8 protein-coding genes are annotated in these 16,397 nt (G+C 50.8%); 4 read left to right on the forward strand and 4 right to left on the reverse strand.

Features of this window, described 5'->3' with window-relative positions; translation table 11 throughout:
- Positions 1-61 precede the first annotated feature (61 nt).
- Both QQL54_RS01700 and QQL54_RS01705 read right to left on the reverse strand, forming a co-directional pair.
- Positions 62-1,420: a sensor histidine kinase gene (locus tag QQL54_RS01700; RefSeq protein ID WP_284386867.1), complete on the reverse strand. Its 1,359-nt coding sequence runs from the start codon at positions 1,418-1,420 to the stop codon at positions 62-64.
- Entirely contained in the window at positions 1,410-2,762 is a 1,353-nt protein-coding gene (locus QQL54_RS01705) for a sigma-54-dependent transcriptional regulator (protein WP_284386869.1), read from the reverse strand. The genes QQL54_RS01700 and QQL54_RS01705 overlap by 11 nt, the downstream gene beginning before the upstream one ends.
- A gap of 175 nt (positions 2,763-2,937) precedes the next feature.
- Here QQL54_RS01705 and QQL54_RS01710 point away from each other — a divergent pair, with 175 nt between their 5' ends.
- From QQL54_RS01710 to QQL54_RS01720, 3 genes are read left to right on the forward strand one after another with little or no spacing between them, the layout of a single operon-like run.
- Positions 2,938-4,272, forward strand: coding sequence for an efflux RND transporter periplasmic adaptor subunit (locus QQL54_RS01710; RefSeq protein WP_284386872.1), 1,335 nt, complete (start codon positions 2,938-2,940; stop codon positions 4,270-4,272).
- Positions 4,273-4,305: 33 nt separating this feature from the next.
- Entirely contained in the window at positions 4,306-5,010 is a 705-nt protein-coding gene (locus tag QQL54_RS01715) for an ABC transporter ATP-binding protein (RefSeq protein ID WP_284386873.1), read from the forward strand.
- 1 nt (position 5,011) lies between these two features.
- A complete protein-coding gene (locus QQL54_RS01720; protein ID WP_284386875.1) occupies positions 5,012-7,459 on the forward strand; it encodes an FtsX-like permease family protein in 2,448 nt (815 codons plus the stop codon).
- A gap of 224 nt (positions 7,460-7,683) precedes the next feature.
- Here QQL54_RS01720 and QQL54_RS01725 read toward each other — a convergent pair whose 3' ends face one another.
- Together QQL54_RS01725 and QQL54_RS01730 are read right to left on the reverse strand one after the other, a co-directional pair.
- On the reverse strand, positions 7,684-9,393 hold the full coding sequence (locus QQL54_RS01725) for a sensor histidine kinase (protein ID WP_284386877.1): 1,710 nt from the start codon (positions 9,391-9,393) through the stop codon (positions 7,684-7,686).
- A gap of 184 nt (positions 9,394-9,577) precedes the next feature.
- Entirely contained in the window at positions 9,578-10,243 is a 666-nt protein-coding gene (locus QQL54_RS01730) for a LuxR C-terminal-related transcriptional regulator (RefSeq protein WP_284386879.1), read from the reverse strand.
- Positions 10,244-10,421: 178 nt separating this feature from the next.
- Here QQL54_RS01730 and QQL54_RS01735 point away from each other — a divergent pair, with 178 nt between their 5' ends.
- Positions 10,422-16,289, forward strand: coding sequence for a choice-of-anchor D domain-containing protein (locus tag QQL54_RS01735; protein WP_284386881.1), 5,868 nt, complete (start codon positions 10,422-10,424; stop codon positions 16,287-16,289).
- Positions 16,290-16,397 lie beyond the last annotated feature (108 nt).

The following is a 16,397-nucleotide window of genomic DNA, read 5'->3' on the forward strand; positions in this document are numbered from 1 at the left end:
TCAACTCCCTATTGGGGCTCTCAAGCGAAGTTAGAAGTCTATCGGCCATCGCCTACGTCTTCTACTCCATTGGAAGAATGACTTCGAACACGCTTCCGGACGGGGTTCTGGGCGCGTATCGGGCGTAGCCGCCATGTGCGAGTGCAATTTGCCTGACTAGGCTTAGGCCCACACCTGTTCCGTCTCTCTTGGTGGTGAAAAACGGTGTGAATATTCTTCCTTCAATGTCTTTCCGAACTCCATTTGCGCTATCGGTAACCCGCAGAACCAATAGACTGTCGGCACGATCCTCTGCAGACAAAATGATCGGAGTCGTTTGGCCCGCCTCCAGAGTTGCGTCCCGAGCATTGGCGAGCAGATTAACTAAGGCTTGCTCAATCAAATTTGGGTCGAACCTCGAAAGCAGTTGTGGAGTGACCTCGATGATTTTTAAAGGCACTTTGTCGAGCGTGTCTGTCATGGATGCGGCAACTCGGCTTAGGAATGGGCCAATGAGCACATCCCTTTTTTCGGGCGCTGGAATGCGGGCAATCTTGCGATAAGATTCCGCAAACTTCTTCAGGCCAAGAGTGCGCCCTGCGATGGCGTGAACCGCCGACCTCAAATCTTGCCATTGTTCATGGGTTTCCGGCTCACTATTCAGCGGCATTTGGGCGACTGACAGCTCATCTACTAATTCCTTCGCCGTGTGCGCCATGGTGTTGACGGGCGTGACGGTATTCATGAGTTCATGAGTGAGTACCCGCACGAGATCGTGCCAGGCTTCAAATTCCGCTGCCCCTAACTCGGAATCGATATTTCTGATGGCGACGATTTTAAGGTCTGAGCCGCGCACGGTTAGCGCATTGGCGGTCAGTGTTATGCGATGAGTGAGGCCGTTATTTTCGGAGCGGATTAAACGCCGCTCTCCTGATCGCATTTGCTTGATGGCTTGCGCCAATTCTCGATCTGAGATTGCGTCAATATGGATGCTGGCCTCACTGGCTTGGCCGAAGAGTTTGCGCGCTGCGATGTTTAAGCAGCTCAACAAATCATTCGAATCTAGCGTGATGAGGGCATTCGGAGCTTCATCTAGTAGGGCTCGCAGTTTTGCTTTCTCTGCATCACGAACCACGTTGAGTGTCCGGAATGAATCCAGAGCGCCGTTAAACGCGTTGGAAAGTTCGCTGGTAAGATGTGCGGAGCTAAATGTTTGGTTGAAGTCGCCATATCGCAGGGAGTCTGCAAACCGCGCAATCTCAGTCTGGCCACGACGCGCGCTTCGAAAGAGCAACCAAGATTGGATGCCCAGAAGCGTGCAAAGTAAACCCATAGTGACATAGGCTTGGGTCTGTGTGGCGGTCAGAGATATAAGCAAGGCGACAGCAACAATACCCAAAACTTGCAGGGCTAACGTTGGGCCATGAGTTTTAGAGATCATATTTCTTAAGCCTTCGATAGAGTGATGCACGGGTCAACCCTAGCTCTTTCGCGACATGTGAGATGTTACCCTCATGGCGACGCATCGCGGCGGCGACGGCGGTCTTTTCGATATCATCGAGGCGAAGCGACGATGCATGATGGGCATCCTTCGAGTGTAGTGCAAAGTCGGATTGAGAGAATGCCTCCCCTGCCGCCAAGAGCGTTGCGCGTTCGATGGCGTGACTGAGTGCCCGAACATTGCCCGGCCAGTCATACGACTTCAAAGCGGTTGCAACGTCAGACGGGATGGTCCGTATGGGCTGATTATGTTTAACCGCATACTGACGAACGAAATGATCAACCAGCAACGGAATGTCATCACGGCGATGACGCAAAGGCGGAATACGAATTTCGATCGTATTTAAACGATAGAGAAGGTCTGTTCGAAACTGATCCGAATTGTGAAGATGCTCGTCATCCAGGTTGGTTGCTGCAATTATGCGTAGGTCTGTTTTGACCGCCCGGTCTGCACCGACAGGTGTGATCTCGCCGCATTCGAGAAATGTGAGAAGCTTCAATTGTAGGGGAAGGGATGCGTTACCAATCTCGTCGAGAAAGAGTGTCCCGCCATTGGCAGCAGCAATGCGACCCATTCGGGTCTGCTTTGTTCCGGAAACCGTTCCGAAGAGCTCGCTATCGGCCATGTTTTCGGGAATGGTGCCCAGATCGATTGTGACGAATGGCTGGTCTGATCGTGAAGACAGGCGGTGTATTTCTCTCGCAACGAGATCTTTACCCACGCCGTTTTCGCCGAGGATGAAAATGTTCGCGTCTGATTGCGCCACTCGGCGCGCCAGTTCGATCACACGCCTAAAGCCTGTAGAGTTACCGATTAAGGGCTGTGCAGGATTGCCGATTTTACTCAACGCTCGAGTCTTTGCGCGATAGGTGTCGGCTTCGGTCTCGGAGCGTTTCAAGCGGACTGCGGTTCGCATAGTCGCCGCTAGCTTTTCATTGTCCCAAGGTTTGACGACGAAGTCGACTGCCCCCTTTTGCAAAGCTTTTACGGCTAGGTCGACATCGCCATAAGCGGTCATGCAGACAATGGAGGGCGCGCTCGGGCTGTTTAAAATCCGGTCAATCAGTGCCAGTCCATCCTGCCCGCTATTGTCGCCCTTGCTGAAATTCATATCCAGTAAGACCGCATCGAAACCGGGTTGGGTATCTAATATGCGTTCCGTCACGCTAGGGGTTGTAATCGACGCCACGAATTCAAATCGCTGCTTCAAAAACAACGCGGCTGCATCGACGACGCCTGGGTCATCATCAACTATCAGAATGCGCCCAGCCGATTTTTGCAAGATTCTCTACCTCACACCTATAATGTTCGATTGCGTACACTGTATGTTCGATATCGAACAGTTGAATAAACTCGTAATCACCTAAGCCCATGAAAAACAACAATAAAAAATAGTCACATAGTCCTATAGAAAGACACCGAAGGAGGGTTCAAGCTAGACATTAGAAGGAAGGACTATGCTAACCGATAGCCTCAATCGAGCCACCAAGGACCCTAACAGCGACGCACATAAAGCGGACCTGTCTGGGTCTAGTATGGATCGGACAATAAACCGCCCGGTCTGGCGGATTTGGCTTGGCTTAGCGATTGGAGCGGTCCTGATAATCGCGGCGATCGTCATCCTCTGGCAAATTCAATCGCTGGACCCTGACATCAGAGTTGCGGCTTTAGACAGAACGCGAATTGCAACCGTTTCCCAAGGGTCATTCGAAGACTTTATTCCAATACGAGGGGAGGTCACTCCCGCGCGCACCGTGTTTCTCGATGCGATCGAGGGCGGTCGGGTCGAGACGGTCCACGTCGAAGATGGTGCGAGCGTAAAGATTGGTGATCTGCTGGCCGTGCTTTCGAACAGCCAGCTCCAGCTTGATGTCCTGTCACGCGAAGCGGCGGTTGAAGAGCAGCTCAATAATTTGCGCACATTGGAACTGGATATCGAGCGAAACAGAATCGATCACGCACGAAACATCATCGGCATTGATTATCAAATCCGTCGTCTGACGCGTCTTACGAAAAGGCTTGAGCCGCTCGTTGAGATCGAAGGTGGTTCTCTTCGGGCGGACTATCAGGATTCAAGTGATGAACTCGATTATCAACAAAAGCTCCGCGCCGTCACAGCAGACGCGCAAGAAACCGACGCCCGCCTCGGGGGGTTGCAGATTAAGCAGTTGCGTGCTGCCAGCGAACGTCTCAACAAAAATCTTACCGTCGCGCGTGGCAATCTGGACGGGCTGAATATCAGGGCCCCTGTTGAAGGTACGCTGACGGCGTTTAATGCCGAAATCGGTCAGTCCCTCGCGCGTGGCGAACGTATCGGGCAAATAGACTCCCCGAATAATTTCAAGATTGTTGCTGGGGTAGATGAATTCTACGCAGATCGAATACAGCCAGGTTTGACCGCGAGCGTCGATCTGGCCGACCGTAATTATGAGCTCCAAATAGGGAAGGTTTATCCGCAAATTATCGACGGTCAGTTTACGGCAGATCTTCTCTTTGTAGGGGGCGCACCGAATGATTTGCGACGCGGTCAAACACTATCGTTACGGTTATCGCTTGGCGGATCACAATCCGCACTGATCGTTGAAAATGGCCCCTTCTTGCAGACCACTGGCGGAAATTGGGCGTTTCTTCTTGATGAGTCCGGGCAGACTGCCAACCGCGTACCCATACGCACTGGGCGCAGAAATAGCGACCATATCGAGATTCTTGACGGCTTGTCCGAAGGCGATCGAGTTATCGTTTCAACCTACACACCCTTTGCCGAAGCCGATCGAGTGCAGCTGGAAAAGTGATGTCAAAGTCAGGCTATAGAATTGGAGCAGAAGATGTTCAGAGCTGAAAAAATATCGCGATCATTTCGCAGTGGAACGGTTGAGACGACAGCGCTTCGAGACGTTTCATTAAAGGTCAATCCAGGTGAATTCGTCAGTATCATGGGGCCATCGGGGTGCGGAAAATCGACCTTGTTGAACATTTTGGGAACGCTCGACCGACCGACATCTGGCGATTTCTGGATCAAGGATGAAAATGTGTCCCGATATTCCGAAGCTAAACTGGCAGAAGTGCGGAGACGGCATATCGGCTTCGTGTTCCAGAGTTTCAATCTGATTGATCAGCTGACGGTCCGTGAAAATGTTGAACTGGCTTTGCGCTATCGAAAAACGGGTGCCCAAGAACGCCGCCTGAAAGCTGGATTGGCTATGGAGCGCTTTGGCATTGCGCATCGCGCGGATCATCGACCCTCGCAGCTTTCTGGTGGGCAGCAACAACGTGTTGCCGTAGCCCGTGCACTTGTAACCGAGCCTGATCTAATCCTCGCGGATGAGCCGACAGGCAATCTAGACTCCCATCATGGTGAAGATGTGATGGGGGCTTTGAAATCCTTGAATGACGAAGGCGCGACGCTGGTCATGGTGACACACTCGCCAGCCCATGCCTCCTATGCGGGACGAACCATCCGTTTGTTCGATGGAGAGATTATGACCTCTCAAGACAACTCCGTTAGTCAATCTCCGAGGGAGGAAAACTGACATGTTAAGCTGGCTCACAGTTGTCTGGCGCCACATGCTGTCAGACAAACTTTTCACGTTGATCACGATCCTCAGTCTCAGTTTGGGGGCGATGTGCGCGGTCCTTGTTGGTGCGTATCTGCAAGAAGAGTTGAGCTATGAAGCATGGCTTCCCGATAGCAAAAACATTTATCGTTTGGAGACAAGCGTCACACAATCTGGGCAGAATTCACGCCCAACCGTATCGACCTTTTACGGCATGAAGACAGAGTTTGACGGCGTAGTTTCTGATCAGGTTAGTCAAACGCGTGTGGCCTATGATTTTTTCAGTATCGGTGAGAATGATGATAGAGAAACTTACAGGATTGCATTCGCGGACCCCAACTTTTTCGACGTGTTCGAGTTCAACTTCATCGAAGGTGATCCAGATACGGCACTCGCGGATCCCAACAGCCTAGTTCTGACGGAGACTGTCTCGAAGCGGTTTTTCGGGGACAGATCCCCCATCGGCGAAACATTGGATGTCTGGACGCATAGTGATGGGGTTGTAACGGCGGTTATCGCTGATCTGCCTCGGGAAACGCATTTAGAGATTAGCGTAATCAGCCATATCGACAACTCGGCTATTCGAGACGGACTGCAAGTCCGTAACGGCTGGAATGGCCTCAGTGTGCGCCACTATTTCCGTACGCAGGATGGCCAACCATCTCAATCTTTCGAACAGAATATTGAGACTTATGCGCAGCAATTTCTCGATAAAAATTTCGACAAAAGCGAGGGTATCAAAGTCGAGTTCGAATTGATGCCAATTCGAAATGTGCATTTCTCTGCCGCTAAGTCCGGGGACTTGAAAACGCGTGGCAATCCGGGGCAGCTTAAACTCTTCACGGGTGTGTCTATTGTCATACTTCTGGCATCCGGACTGAACTTCTCAATCTTGTCGATAGTGAGAGCCATGTCACGCACCCGTGAAGTCGGATTGAGAAAGGCGCTCGGAGCTAGCAGAGCAAGATTGCTTAAGGATTATCTTGCCGAAGCTGGCGTGTATATATTCCTGAGTCTATTAGTTGGTTTTGCAGCGGCCGAATTGTTTCATCCAGTATTCGAAACACTGGTCGGGCACGAACTGTCTCTATCGACCCTTCATTCGCCAGTGTTTCTGATACTTGTTGCGTTTGTAGGAATAGCTCTCGTTGGAGTTATTGGAATTCTGCCCGCTCTGTACTTGTCTGGGTTAAAACCCTCGGTCGCATTGCGCTCTGACCAAAAAATTGGTGGCTCTACGGTCGGCAATAGTTTGCTTCTCACAATTCAGTTTTCCGCTGCGATTGCCTTGGTCACGGCCATTCTTATCATGTTCGCACAGATACGTCTGATCGATTCAAAACCGCTTGGATTTGAAGCCGTAGATAGACTTGCCATCTATGGCGTTCAGCGCGGTCCTACCGAGACGATTGTAAGGCTTGAGACTTTACGGACGCTTTTGAATGATGAAGCTGGTATTTTGGGAATAAGCGGTGTGAATGCCTTGCCGGACTGGGGGCGCGATGCATCTGGTCTAATCTACCCCGAAGGCCGCAGCGCAGTAGAGAGCGCAAATGCAGCCTATCTGTATGTCGACGCAGAGTTTTTGAAAACCTTCGAGATACCGATTATCGCGGGCCGGGATTTTGATGAGACCTATGCCAGCGATAGGGCATTGAAAGGCAATAACGACCTCAGTCAGCTCAGTGATCAATTGCCTGTAATCATAACACGCGCTGCGCTCGCAAATTTTGGAATATCCGATATTGAGGATATCGTGGGTCAGTCGGCAGGCATGCAGATTGATGGCGTAGATTTTGACATTCAAATTATCGGCGTGACGGATGATTTGAACTATAAGTCATTGCATTACAAAGCTGAGCCCATGGTCTTTATACCTAAGCCAGGCAGTATGAGTGTGTTTTTAGTGCATTTTGATGGCTCGCGTCACACGGAAGTTATGGATGCTTTAAACGCCGCTTGGTCGCGAACCTACCCAAATCAAAACCTCAATATTAGATATATTGATGCGGAGTTGGCCGAGCAATATGACGAGGACCGGCAGCTTCTTCGGCTCGCTACTGCTTTCGCAGTGCTCGCCATCTTCGTTGCCATTCTTGGCGCTTTCGGTCTGTCCGCCTTTACCATTGAACGCCGGAAGCGAGAAATCGGAATACGAAAAGCTCTTGGTGCCAAAGGTGGAGACATCGCTGGAATGCTAGCCTGGCAGTTTGTGAAACCGATTATCGTCGCGTGCCTTATCGCCTGGCCACTATCCTGGTGGTTTATGTCTGGGTGGCTTCAGCAGTTCGCATACAAAGTGAGCTTTAGCCCCAGATTTTTCATCATTTCAGGGGGCATTGGTGTGATTTTGGCCGTGCTGGCCACAGGGTCGCAAATTCTACGAAGGGCAAAAACCTCACCATCGATTGAGCTGCAATCGTAATAGGGAACAGGCTGCTATGGGAGGACGTTATTTTTTGTGACTAGCCAGATTGGCATTGTCCGCTGAAATTGATCCAACCTAATCGCTGAAGATATTTTTGGCATGAAGCCGAACGCGCTTGCAACCACAACTTATCTCAGCGTTTGTGGAGCGGTCGGACTTAAGCGGGCTGAAAAAGTGAAACGTCGGCAGAATGGGGCAGAGTTAGCTTCTTCTGAAGTGCCTTAGGTTGGCCAGAGAAGTTGAACTTGAGTGCCTGACGGAGTTGAGCGGATATGACAATCTATACCGATCTCTTGTGCGCGATGTTTCATGCCTTCTAGGCCCATACCACTATTTGTTCCAGTTTTCTGACGAGCCTTCTGTAAATCAAATCCTTTGCCGTCATCAATAATCGTTATGGATCGATCATCACTTGAGACTGTGATCGTTTCAGCTTTACTATGCTTCACGGCATTTGTGATCGCTTCCTGAATTATACGAATAATGCTGAGATTGTTCGAACGCTGATTGGTCTCAATATTGGGTGTTCCATTCAAATGCCAGAGCAGTCGAATCTGATTTTCATCAAGTAAAGGTTCAATTCTTGACCGCAGAGAGCCTAGCAATGTCGAAAGATCTTCATATCCTTCTAGGCTATCAATGATGAGAGCCATATCACGCAAGGCAGCTTCCATAGAGGATTTAACCACTGGATCGCTACGTTTTTTACCGCGCATATAAGCGAGTGTATTAACAAGTTGTCCGCCGACCCCATCATGTAAATCGAGCATGATTCTATGACGTTCTCGCGTAACGGCTAATTGATTTTCTTTCGCGACGATTTCCGCCGATTTGTCTTCAATTGTTTGTTTCATGGTTTGCTGCAAGCTCTCAGCCTGGTTCAGGCTAATGGCTAAGCGCGTGAGTAATAAGCCTGTGATAATCGTGAAAACAAGTAGGGGAACAAATTGCCCCATTTGGAATATGGCACGATCTGGATCAACGTAGATGTATATAAAATCACGAGCCAAGAAACTGAAAGCCATAATGAAGATCATGAAGTGAGCGGCGTTGATGTACGGATTTGAACGTAAATTTACGAGAAATAGATAGGGTACGCTTAACGCTAAAAGGCCATTGCCAATATGGTAATAGGTTAGACCGACAGCTAACTGTTGGACGGGTATGAAACATAGAGTGAGTGAACTCAGCAGACAAAATGCTGTGACCCACACTATGGTAACTCGAGAAGACGGTAATTTTATAACTTTTCTAGAATATCTGTAGAGTGCATAAATATAAACCTGAATGGCGATGTTCCAGATCAACGTCCACGCATGCGCTGAAAAAGGTGTGTTCGGTAAAATATAGTGCCAACATGTGAGGCAAGCCGCCAGATTGGCGGCGAGTGCCCAACCATATTCCGTGTCCTCGCGCCGGGCTAACCACAAGAGGAGTAAAAATCCCCCGATTCCAACCTGCAAAGCGAAAGCGACCCGAATATAACCATTGCGGGCAACAAATCTGAACTGGTTTGCAATGCGCAATCTGAATGCATCCCCGATATAGACAGGGGACAGTGTGATTTGGGTGAAATTATAAGCTTCAAGCTCGATAGAAATTGTGTTTCCGGTTTCCTTCAAGCGACGCTCGGTAAAGGTGGTGTAAAATGGCAAATGCCACAACCGGGTGAATGGTTTGTCTTTATAGCGCTCAAAATTATCCGTGTTTGGCGAGATAGGATCACCGTTCAACTCTAAGCGTAAACCATCAGCGAACCGAGGCAGGAAAATTGCCGCAACGTCTGAATCAATATCCGCCCGGTCAAATTCAAGTTGAAACGTTGCGACATGGGTCCCCGCCTGTCTCACTGGAGGGAGATAGACGGGAAGACTAACGTCTTGGAATTCAGCTCCGTCGATCTGACATTCCACCATTGTCCCTAGGCACATACTGATAGTGCTAAATTTCTTGGAATTTGAGTATTCTGGATAGGCATTTAGCGGAAGAACTAGAACGAGCGCTGACAGAACTGATGCGCAAAATAACACAATAAGAGAACAGATTACGGAATGCCGGATGGCATACTTCCGAGATGAAGTTTGGTGTTTTAGGATCACGAGGCTTATCCAAGCCCTACAATAGCTTCTTAGATTTGGCGAAAATCACCGCTTCAATATTGGAATTGACATTGAGCTTTCCGTAGATGCTGTTGATGTGGGTGCTGATGGTGCCGACAGACACAGAGAGCCGTTCCGCTATTTCTTTGCGTTTGAACCCGTAAGAAAGTTGCTGCAAGACATCCATTTCCCGACCTGTGAGGTTGGGTATATCGTTGTCGTTCTGAGGGTGTGAGTTTACTCCCGACTGCGCGATTTTAAGTAACAAGCGCGCGATTTTTGGGCTCATGGGAGAGCCGCCATCGATCAAATCCATAATCTGTTTGCCGATGTTCCGATGCGGGTCATTCTTTAGAATGTATCCTTTGGCTCCGGCGCGTAGTGCTTCGAGAACCCGGTTCTCATCACCGAAAATCGAGATAACAACACATTCGCAACGCCAAGAAACGGTCTGCACAGCGTCAATGACATCTATGCCCGAACCACCGGGTAGACCCAAATCAACTAGAACAAAACGCGGTCTATGCTGCTGAATAGCCTGCAGAGCGTCTGCCACGTTATGCGCCATGGCTATGGCCTTTAGCGCCGGATGTGCGTCAATGTCTGCCCGCAAAGTTTTGGCGGTATAGATTCGATCTTCTACGATAAGGACCGTATGCGGCGTTGATGTTTCCTTGCTCACAGCCCTTTCGTCTCCCCTGATTTGTTGATGTGACCCTATGGCGAATTCCCTAGGGCGTATATCTACTATTTAATAGAGATCAGGGCTTTGAAATATGGCCACCTATACTGATTAGTGGATACGCGCTGATTTCGAGTTCCGTAAGTTTACCCCAAACGCACGCTGGGGTGAGCATACGATGTTTCGATCTATTCAAGATAAATCTCACACCTATGGTCTTTATTGGGGCCGTTATCTCGTTATTGCCATGGCGGTCTTGCTTCTAGGTTTTTCGACAGTATCCAAGGCTCACGCTCAAGCCCCCGAAATCGAAGTGCAAGGGAGCAACAGTCAGGTCATTAGCACACCTGATACAACGCCATCGACAGCAGACGGAACAGATTTCGGGTCCCAAGGTGTCGGGATTTCCAGAAATGAATTGTTCTTTGTTATCAATCAGGGAAATGCGGACCTCATCGTTAGCAGCCCTGTGATTTCCGGAGCAGACGCAGGTGATTTCCGTATCATCTCGAACCTGACTTCACCCGTAAGTGCCAGTAGCCAAACAGATTTTGCGCTAGAATTTACGCCATCTACGGCCGGGCTAAAGCAGGCGACGATTACCTTGACCACCAATGATGCGGACGAAGGAACCTTCAGGTTCGACGTTCAGGGGACTGGGTCAGTTGTTCCAGGAAGTTTCACAGCGGCATCGGGGAACACTCAGTCCACTGCAATCAACGCCGCTTACGCGCAGCCACTCGTAGTGACGCTGCTTGATACAAATAACGATGCAATATCGAGTGCGAGTATACAGTTTGTATCAGACGGAAACGCAGCCAACCCTTCCGTCACATTTCCGAACGGAAATAACACGTTTACAACTGTGACGGACGCCAATGGACAGGCGTCCGTGAGTGTGACGGCCAATGGCGTTGCGGGCGCTCATACGGTGACTGCGACCACGGCTGGCATCGCGCAAGTAGACTTCAGCTTGACGAACACGGTTGCAGCTGCGGACACGACCCCGCCCCGTATTGCCTCTATCGTTCGACAAAATCCGACGACTGAAAACACGGATGCAGACAGCCTGACGTGGCGCGTGACGTTCGATGAAGCGGTTCAGAATGTGAATGGTGCCCTGGGCGGGGACTTCGTGATTGCGGGTGTTGCGAACGCAGACGTGACCGTTAATTCTGTCTCCGCGTCGGTCTATGACGTGATCCTCTCAGGAGGGGATTTACCTAACCTGAACGGTACAGTGACGCTGTCTATTAATAGTGGCACTGACATTACGGATTTTGCTGGCAATGCGCTGATGAATTTTGCCCCGACGGGCATAAATGAAAACGCGTTCAACTTAACCAACAGTGTTGGACCCCAGCCGGAACTCGTAATCCGAACTCTGGCGCGCACGCTCACAACGCCCGACACAACACCAACGCGTGCAAAGGGGACCGATTACGGGTCTGTCGAAATCGGAGATATGCGTGACCTGACGCTTATCATCGAGAATACGGGCGCGGCCGACCTGACGTTCTCCAGCCCGATCATATCCGGTCCGGATTCCGCTGATTTCACAGTAAGGGTAGACCCAGCGTCGCCGATTACAGCCGGAAGCCAAAATAACTTCGTTGTGCGGTTCACGCCGAGCCGATTAGGGGTTCACAATGTCACCTTCTCATTTACCAATAATGATAGCGACGAAAGCCCGTTCATCATTGATCTGACCGGTACAGGCGTCAATGAACCGCCACGCATCAGCTCTATCGATCAGATCATTGGAACCTCGCCTACGGACGCCGATGAGGTCATCTGGCGGATCATCTTCTCCGAACAGGGGATACAGAACCTCACAGCCGATGATTTTCAGGTGAGCGGGACAACCGCGACACTTTCCGTCCGAACGCCGCCTACGGACAACATCGGGTCTCAGTTTGGAACGCTCTTGGATTTGAGACTGTCTGGGGGTGATCTGGCGGACCTCAATGGAAATGTTACGCTGTCATTGAGCCCGGGGCATAATATTATTGATAGTGACAATGATCCACTGACGAACAGCATGCCAACAGGGCTTGATGAGTCCACAGTTCAGATCATCAATAATGAGCCGGATATTAGAGTTACCGGCAATGGCACAAGCGCCAATCCAACGGGCGGGCCTGATCTTGTAAACGGCCAAACCGTAACGTCAGCTGCAGACGGTACGGATTTTAGCATTCAGCAGGTGGGTACGGACTCGGATCGGTTTAGATATGGCGTCGGAAATATTAGTCCATTCAGCACGTTGTCCATTCTCGATTCCAATGTGCAGATTACAGGCCCCAATGCAGGTGATTTCAGGTTCAGCCCCAGCCTAGGGAGCCGTAATCTGCCCGGTAACTCAAGTACGGGTTTTGTTGTTAGATTTCGACCAACAGCTGTCGGCGTGCGTCAGGCGACGATTTCCATTGGCTCCAATGACCCGGACGAAAGCCCGTTTACGTTCAACATTAGTGGGACCGGAGTCGTCGGTGCCCCAAGCAGTCTTGTAGCGACATCAGGTAGCGGCCAGAGTGCGATGATTTCATCGGCTTTTAATGCTGTCCTTATCGCAACGGTGACGGACTCGGGCGGCAATCCCGTTCCGGGCGAAAATGTCACCTTTACGGCACCAGCCTCGGGCGCGTCCGGGACTTTTTCCGGTGGCGGCGCCAGTGAAACCGTCACGACCGATGCATCCGGCGTGGCGACCTCGACCACTTTCACGGCGAATGGTGACACAGGCACATATGACGTCGTCGCGACTGCCACGGGTCTCCCGTCAGTTAATTTCACGCTAACGAATAATCAGGGGCCGCCCGAGATTGAAGTGTTTCGAGGTGTCACGGAGCTTCAGACGGGCGATACGGTTGCGCTTGGGGATGTTACTGCGATTTCAGGCGGCCTGACTATTAGAAATGCCGGTACTGGTCCATTGACGCTAGGTGAGGCAATAATCGTGTCACCGACACACCCGGAAGATTTGCGGCTCATTCAGCCAGGTACTGCGTCCGTCATCCCAGGTGAAAGCACTCTGCTCGGCTACCGGGTGATCCCGGTAACATCTGGCGGGCCTGATCGCAGTTTCACTCTTTCTATTCCGAATAATGACGCAGATGAGAATCCATTTCTTCAGAGCTTCACCTACGCGTCTATTGCGAGCGGTAATATTGCTGCAGCGTCAGGTGACGGGCAAACTGCGCCGATAAATACCGCTTTTGTAAATGCGATTATTGCCCGAGTGGAAAACAGGGTTGGGGAACGCGTCTCAGGCGTGACCGTAAACTTTACGGCTCCGGGGTCTGGAGCCAGTGCTGCTTTGTCTGCGCCCTCAGCCATTACTGATGCGAATGGTGAAGCCAGAGTCACAGCCACAGCCAATATGATAATTGGCACTTATGATGTGACGGCGTCTGTTGCGGGGCTTGGTACTGTTGCCTTTACTCTTAGTAACGACGAAGTCGTAGCCGCAACCTTGACGGCGACTTTGGGTGGCGGACAAAATACGGCGATTTCGACGGCGTTTAATGATGTGCTGGTTGCGACAGTGATAGACACGAGCGGTAACCCTGTGCCGGGTGAACGCGTCACTTTTACGGCACCAGCTGCGGGTCCGTCAGGAACCTTTTCCAGCGGCGGGGTCAGTGAAACAGCCATAACCGATGCGGCCGGTGCTGCTACGTCGTCCAGATTCACGGCAAATGGTGAGATTGGTAATTACACTGTGACGGCTATGTCCGGGTCTCTAAACTCCGTGACCTATGCCCTAACAAACCAGCCAGGCGCAGCTGCGACCTTAGTTGCGACATCGGGCGGCGGACAAAGCGCGGCAATTTCGACGGCGTTTAGCAATGTCCTTATCGCGACAGTCACGGATGTGGGCGGCAATCCGGTTTCAGGTGAGAGCGTCACGTTTACGGCACCCGCCTCGGGGGCGTCCGGGGATTTTTCTGGTGGCGGGATCAGTGAAACAGTCACAACGGATGCTTCAGGTGTGGCAACATCGTCCATACTCACCGCGAATAATACAGTCGGCAGCTATGCTGTGACGGCCACGTCTGGGGCGCTGAGTTCTGTCGCATTTAGCCTGACGAATGAGGACAATACGTCGCCAACGGTCACAATATCTGACGTACCAAATCTAATCACCGGGGCGTTTACGGCAAGATTTACATTCTCCGAAGACGTCACTGGTTTCGCGGCGGCAGATATCTCCGTAGTCAACGGATCTGTGAGCGAACTCAATGGCAATGGATCGGGATATACTGCGTTGATAGGCCCAGATGGTCAGGGTGATATATCAGTGTCGCTCGCGGCAAATGTCGTCACTGATCTCGCCGGTAATGGGAACATCGCGTCCGGTGTTCAGACAGCCATTTTAGATGATAGTGCGCCTGAAGTTGAAATCACACTTCCTGACTCCGCAAGCACGAGTGACGCCGACAACCCATTTACCGCCACATTCACCTTCACAGAGCCTGTCACCAACTTCGAACTGGATGACATCGGCATTGAGGGTGGGGCCCTGTCAAACTTTGCCGCTCAACCGGGAGGTCGCATTTTTACAGTCAGCGTCACGCCTTCACTTAATCATGAGGGGGCCACTGACGGAACGATGCTCAAATTATCTATTGAGGCGGGTAGTTTTACAGACGTTGCCGGGAATACGAATACTGAAGCAAAGATCGCCTCAGTCCGCATTGACACAACGGGCCCCATCGTCACGCTGAGTGTCCCACCGAGTGAGACAACGGTCGATTTTATGTTAACGGCGAGCTTCTCTGAAGATGTGATCAACTTTGAGGCATCTGATATCACGGTCACGAATGGTACCATTGATGTATTCACCGAACTGACAGCCGATGAATATCAGTTTATGGTCAAACCTGCGGAGTTGGGGGCTGTAACAGTAACAATAAGCGCCAACGTCGCTGAGGATAGTTCAGGAAATGGCAATCAGGCGCTCGCCAATCCTGCGGTCACTGAGTTTAAGTTAGATTCAGAGGTCGTACGTATACGAACGGAAGCCATTGCAAATAACTTTATAGCCGGACGTGCCGACCAACTGACTGCGGCGGATCCAAACCTTTCAGCGCGGTTGCAAAATCAAGGCGCCGGAAAAGGCTTTGATGGGCGCCTCAATGGATCCGGTAACTTGAAATTGGTCAACTTGTCATTTGATGGCGGGGCTTCAGGTGAAGCCCTAAATCTCAATCGGCTTGTTGGAGCAGATCATGCAGGCCGGATAGCGAGCTGGGTACAAGCTACTCTGGCAGTAGTGGATAGTGAAGACGGGTCGGAAACCGATCAGTTATTTATACATGCGGGCGTAGATTATCGCGTGTCAGATGACCTTCTCGTTGGCGTGCTTGGTCAATATGATCACTCCAAACAAAGCCGTTCACAGACCATCTCAAGTGACGGATTTGAAGTCTCTGGAGATGGTTTCCTTGTGGGACCCTATACGGTTGTTCGCCTCAAAGATGGGCTCGTTTTTGATGGTCGCGTGGCATGGGGCAAATCAGATAATGAAATAAGTCCGTACAATACTTATGTCGATGAGTTCGAAACAACACGGTGGTTGCTTAAAGGGCAATTGACGGGTCAATTAAACCTTAAAGGGGAAACGTCTGGTTGGACGATCTCCCCCGAGTTGGCATTGCTCTATTACACGGAACGGCAGTCGGCATATACTGACAGTAACGGCATCGTTATCGGTGAACAGGACGTAGAGCTTGGACGCCTTTCATTCGGCCCGCGCATCAGCCATACGATCCAGCTTGAAAATGAGAATGAAGAGAGTCTTCGAGCTCTCTCGTCAACATTCTCATTGCGAGGTATCTGGGACTTTGAAACGCCCGATCTGGCAGACTTGACAACAGGTATGATGACCGGGTCCGATCAGTTTAGGGCTCGTGGTCAAGGCGGCCTGACCTACACTCTAGAAAGTGGTTCTAGGTTCACAGTTGAAGGCTTTTATGACGGTATAGGCGCGAATAGTTTTAATGCGTATGGCGGAAGCATATCATTCGGAATGACCTACTGAGCCGTCAATTCTTGCTAGAAAGACAGGGCGGGTAAGATTTAGTCCGTAGTTTTGCCGCATGCCACCCGAGCGATCTCACCACGAGAGAGCTGCATCCCATGAGGCACT

This window comes from Algimonas ampicilliniresistens, assembly GCF_030159955.1.
Taxonomy (GTDB): Bacteria; Pseudomonadota; Alphaproteobacteria; order Caulobacterales; family Maricaulaceae; genus Litorimonas; species Litorimonas ampicilliniresistens.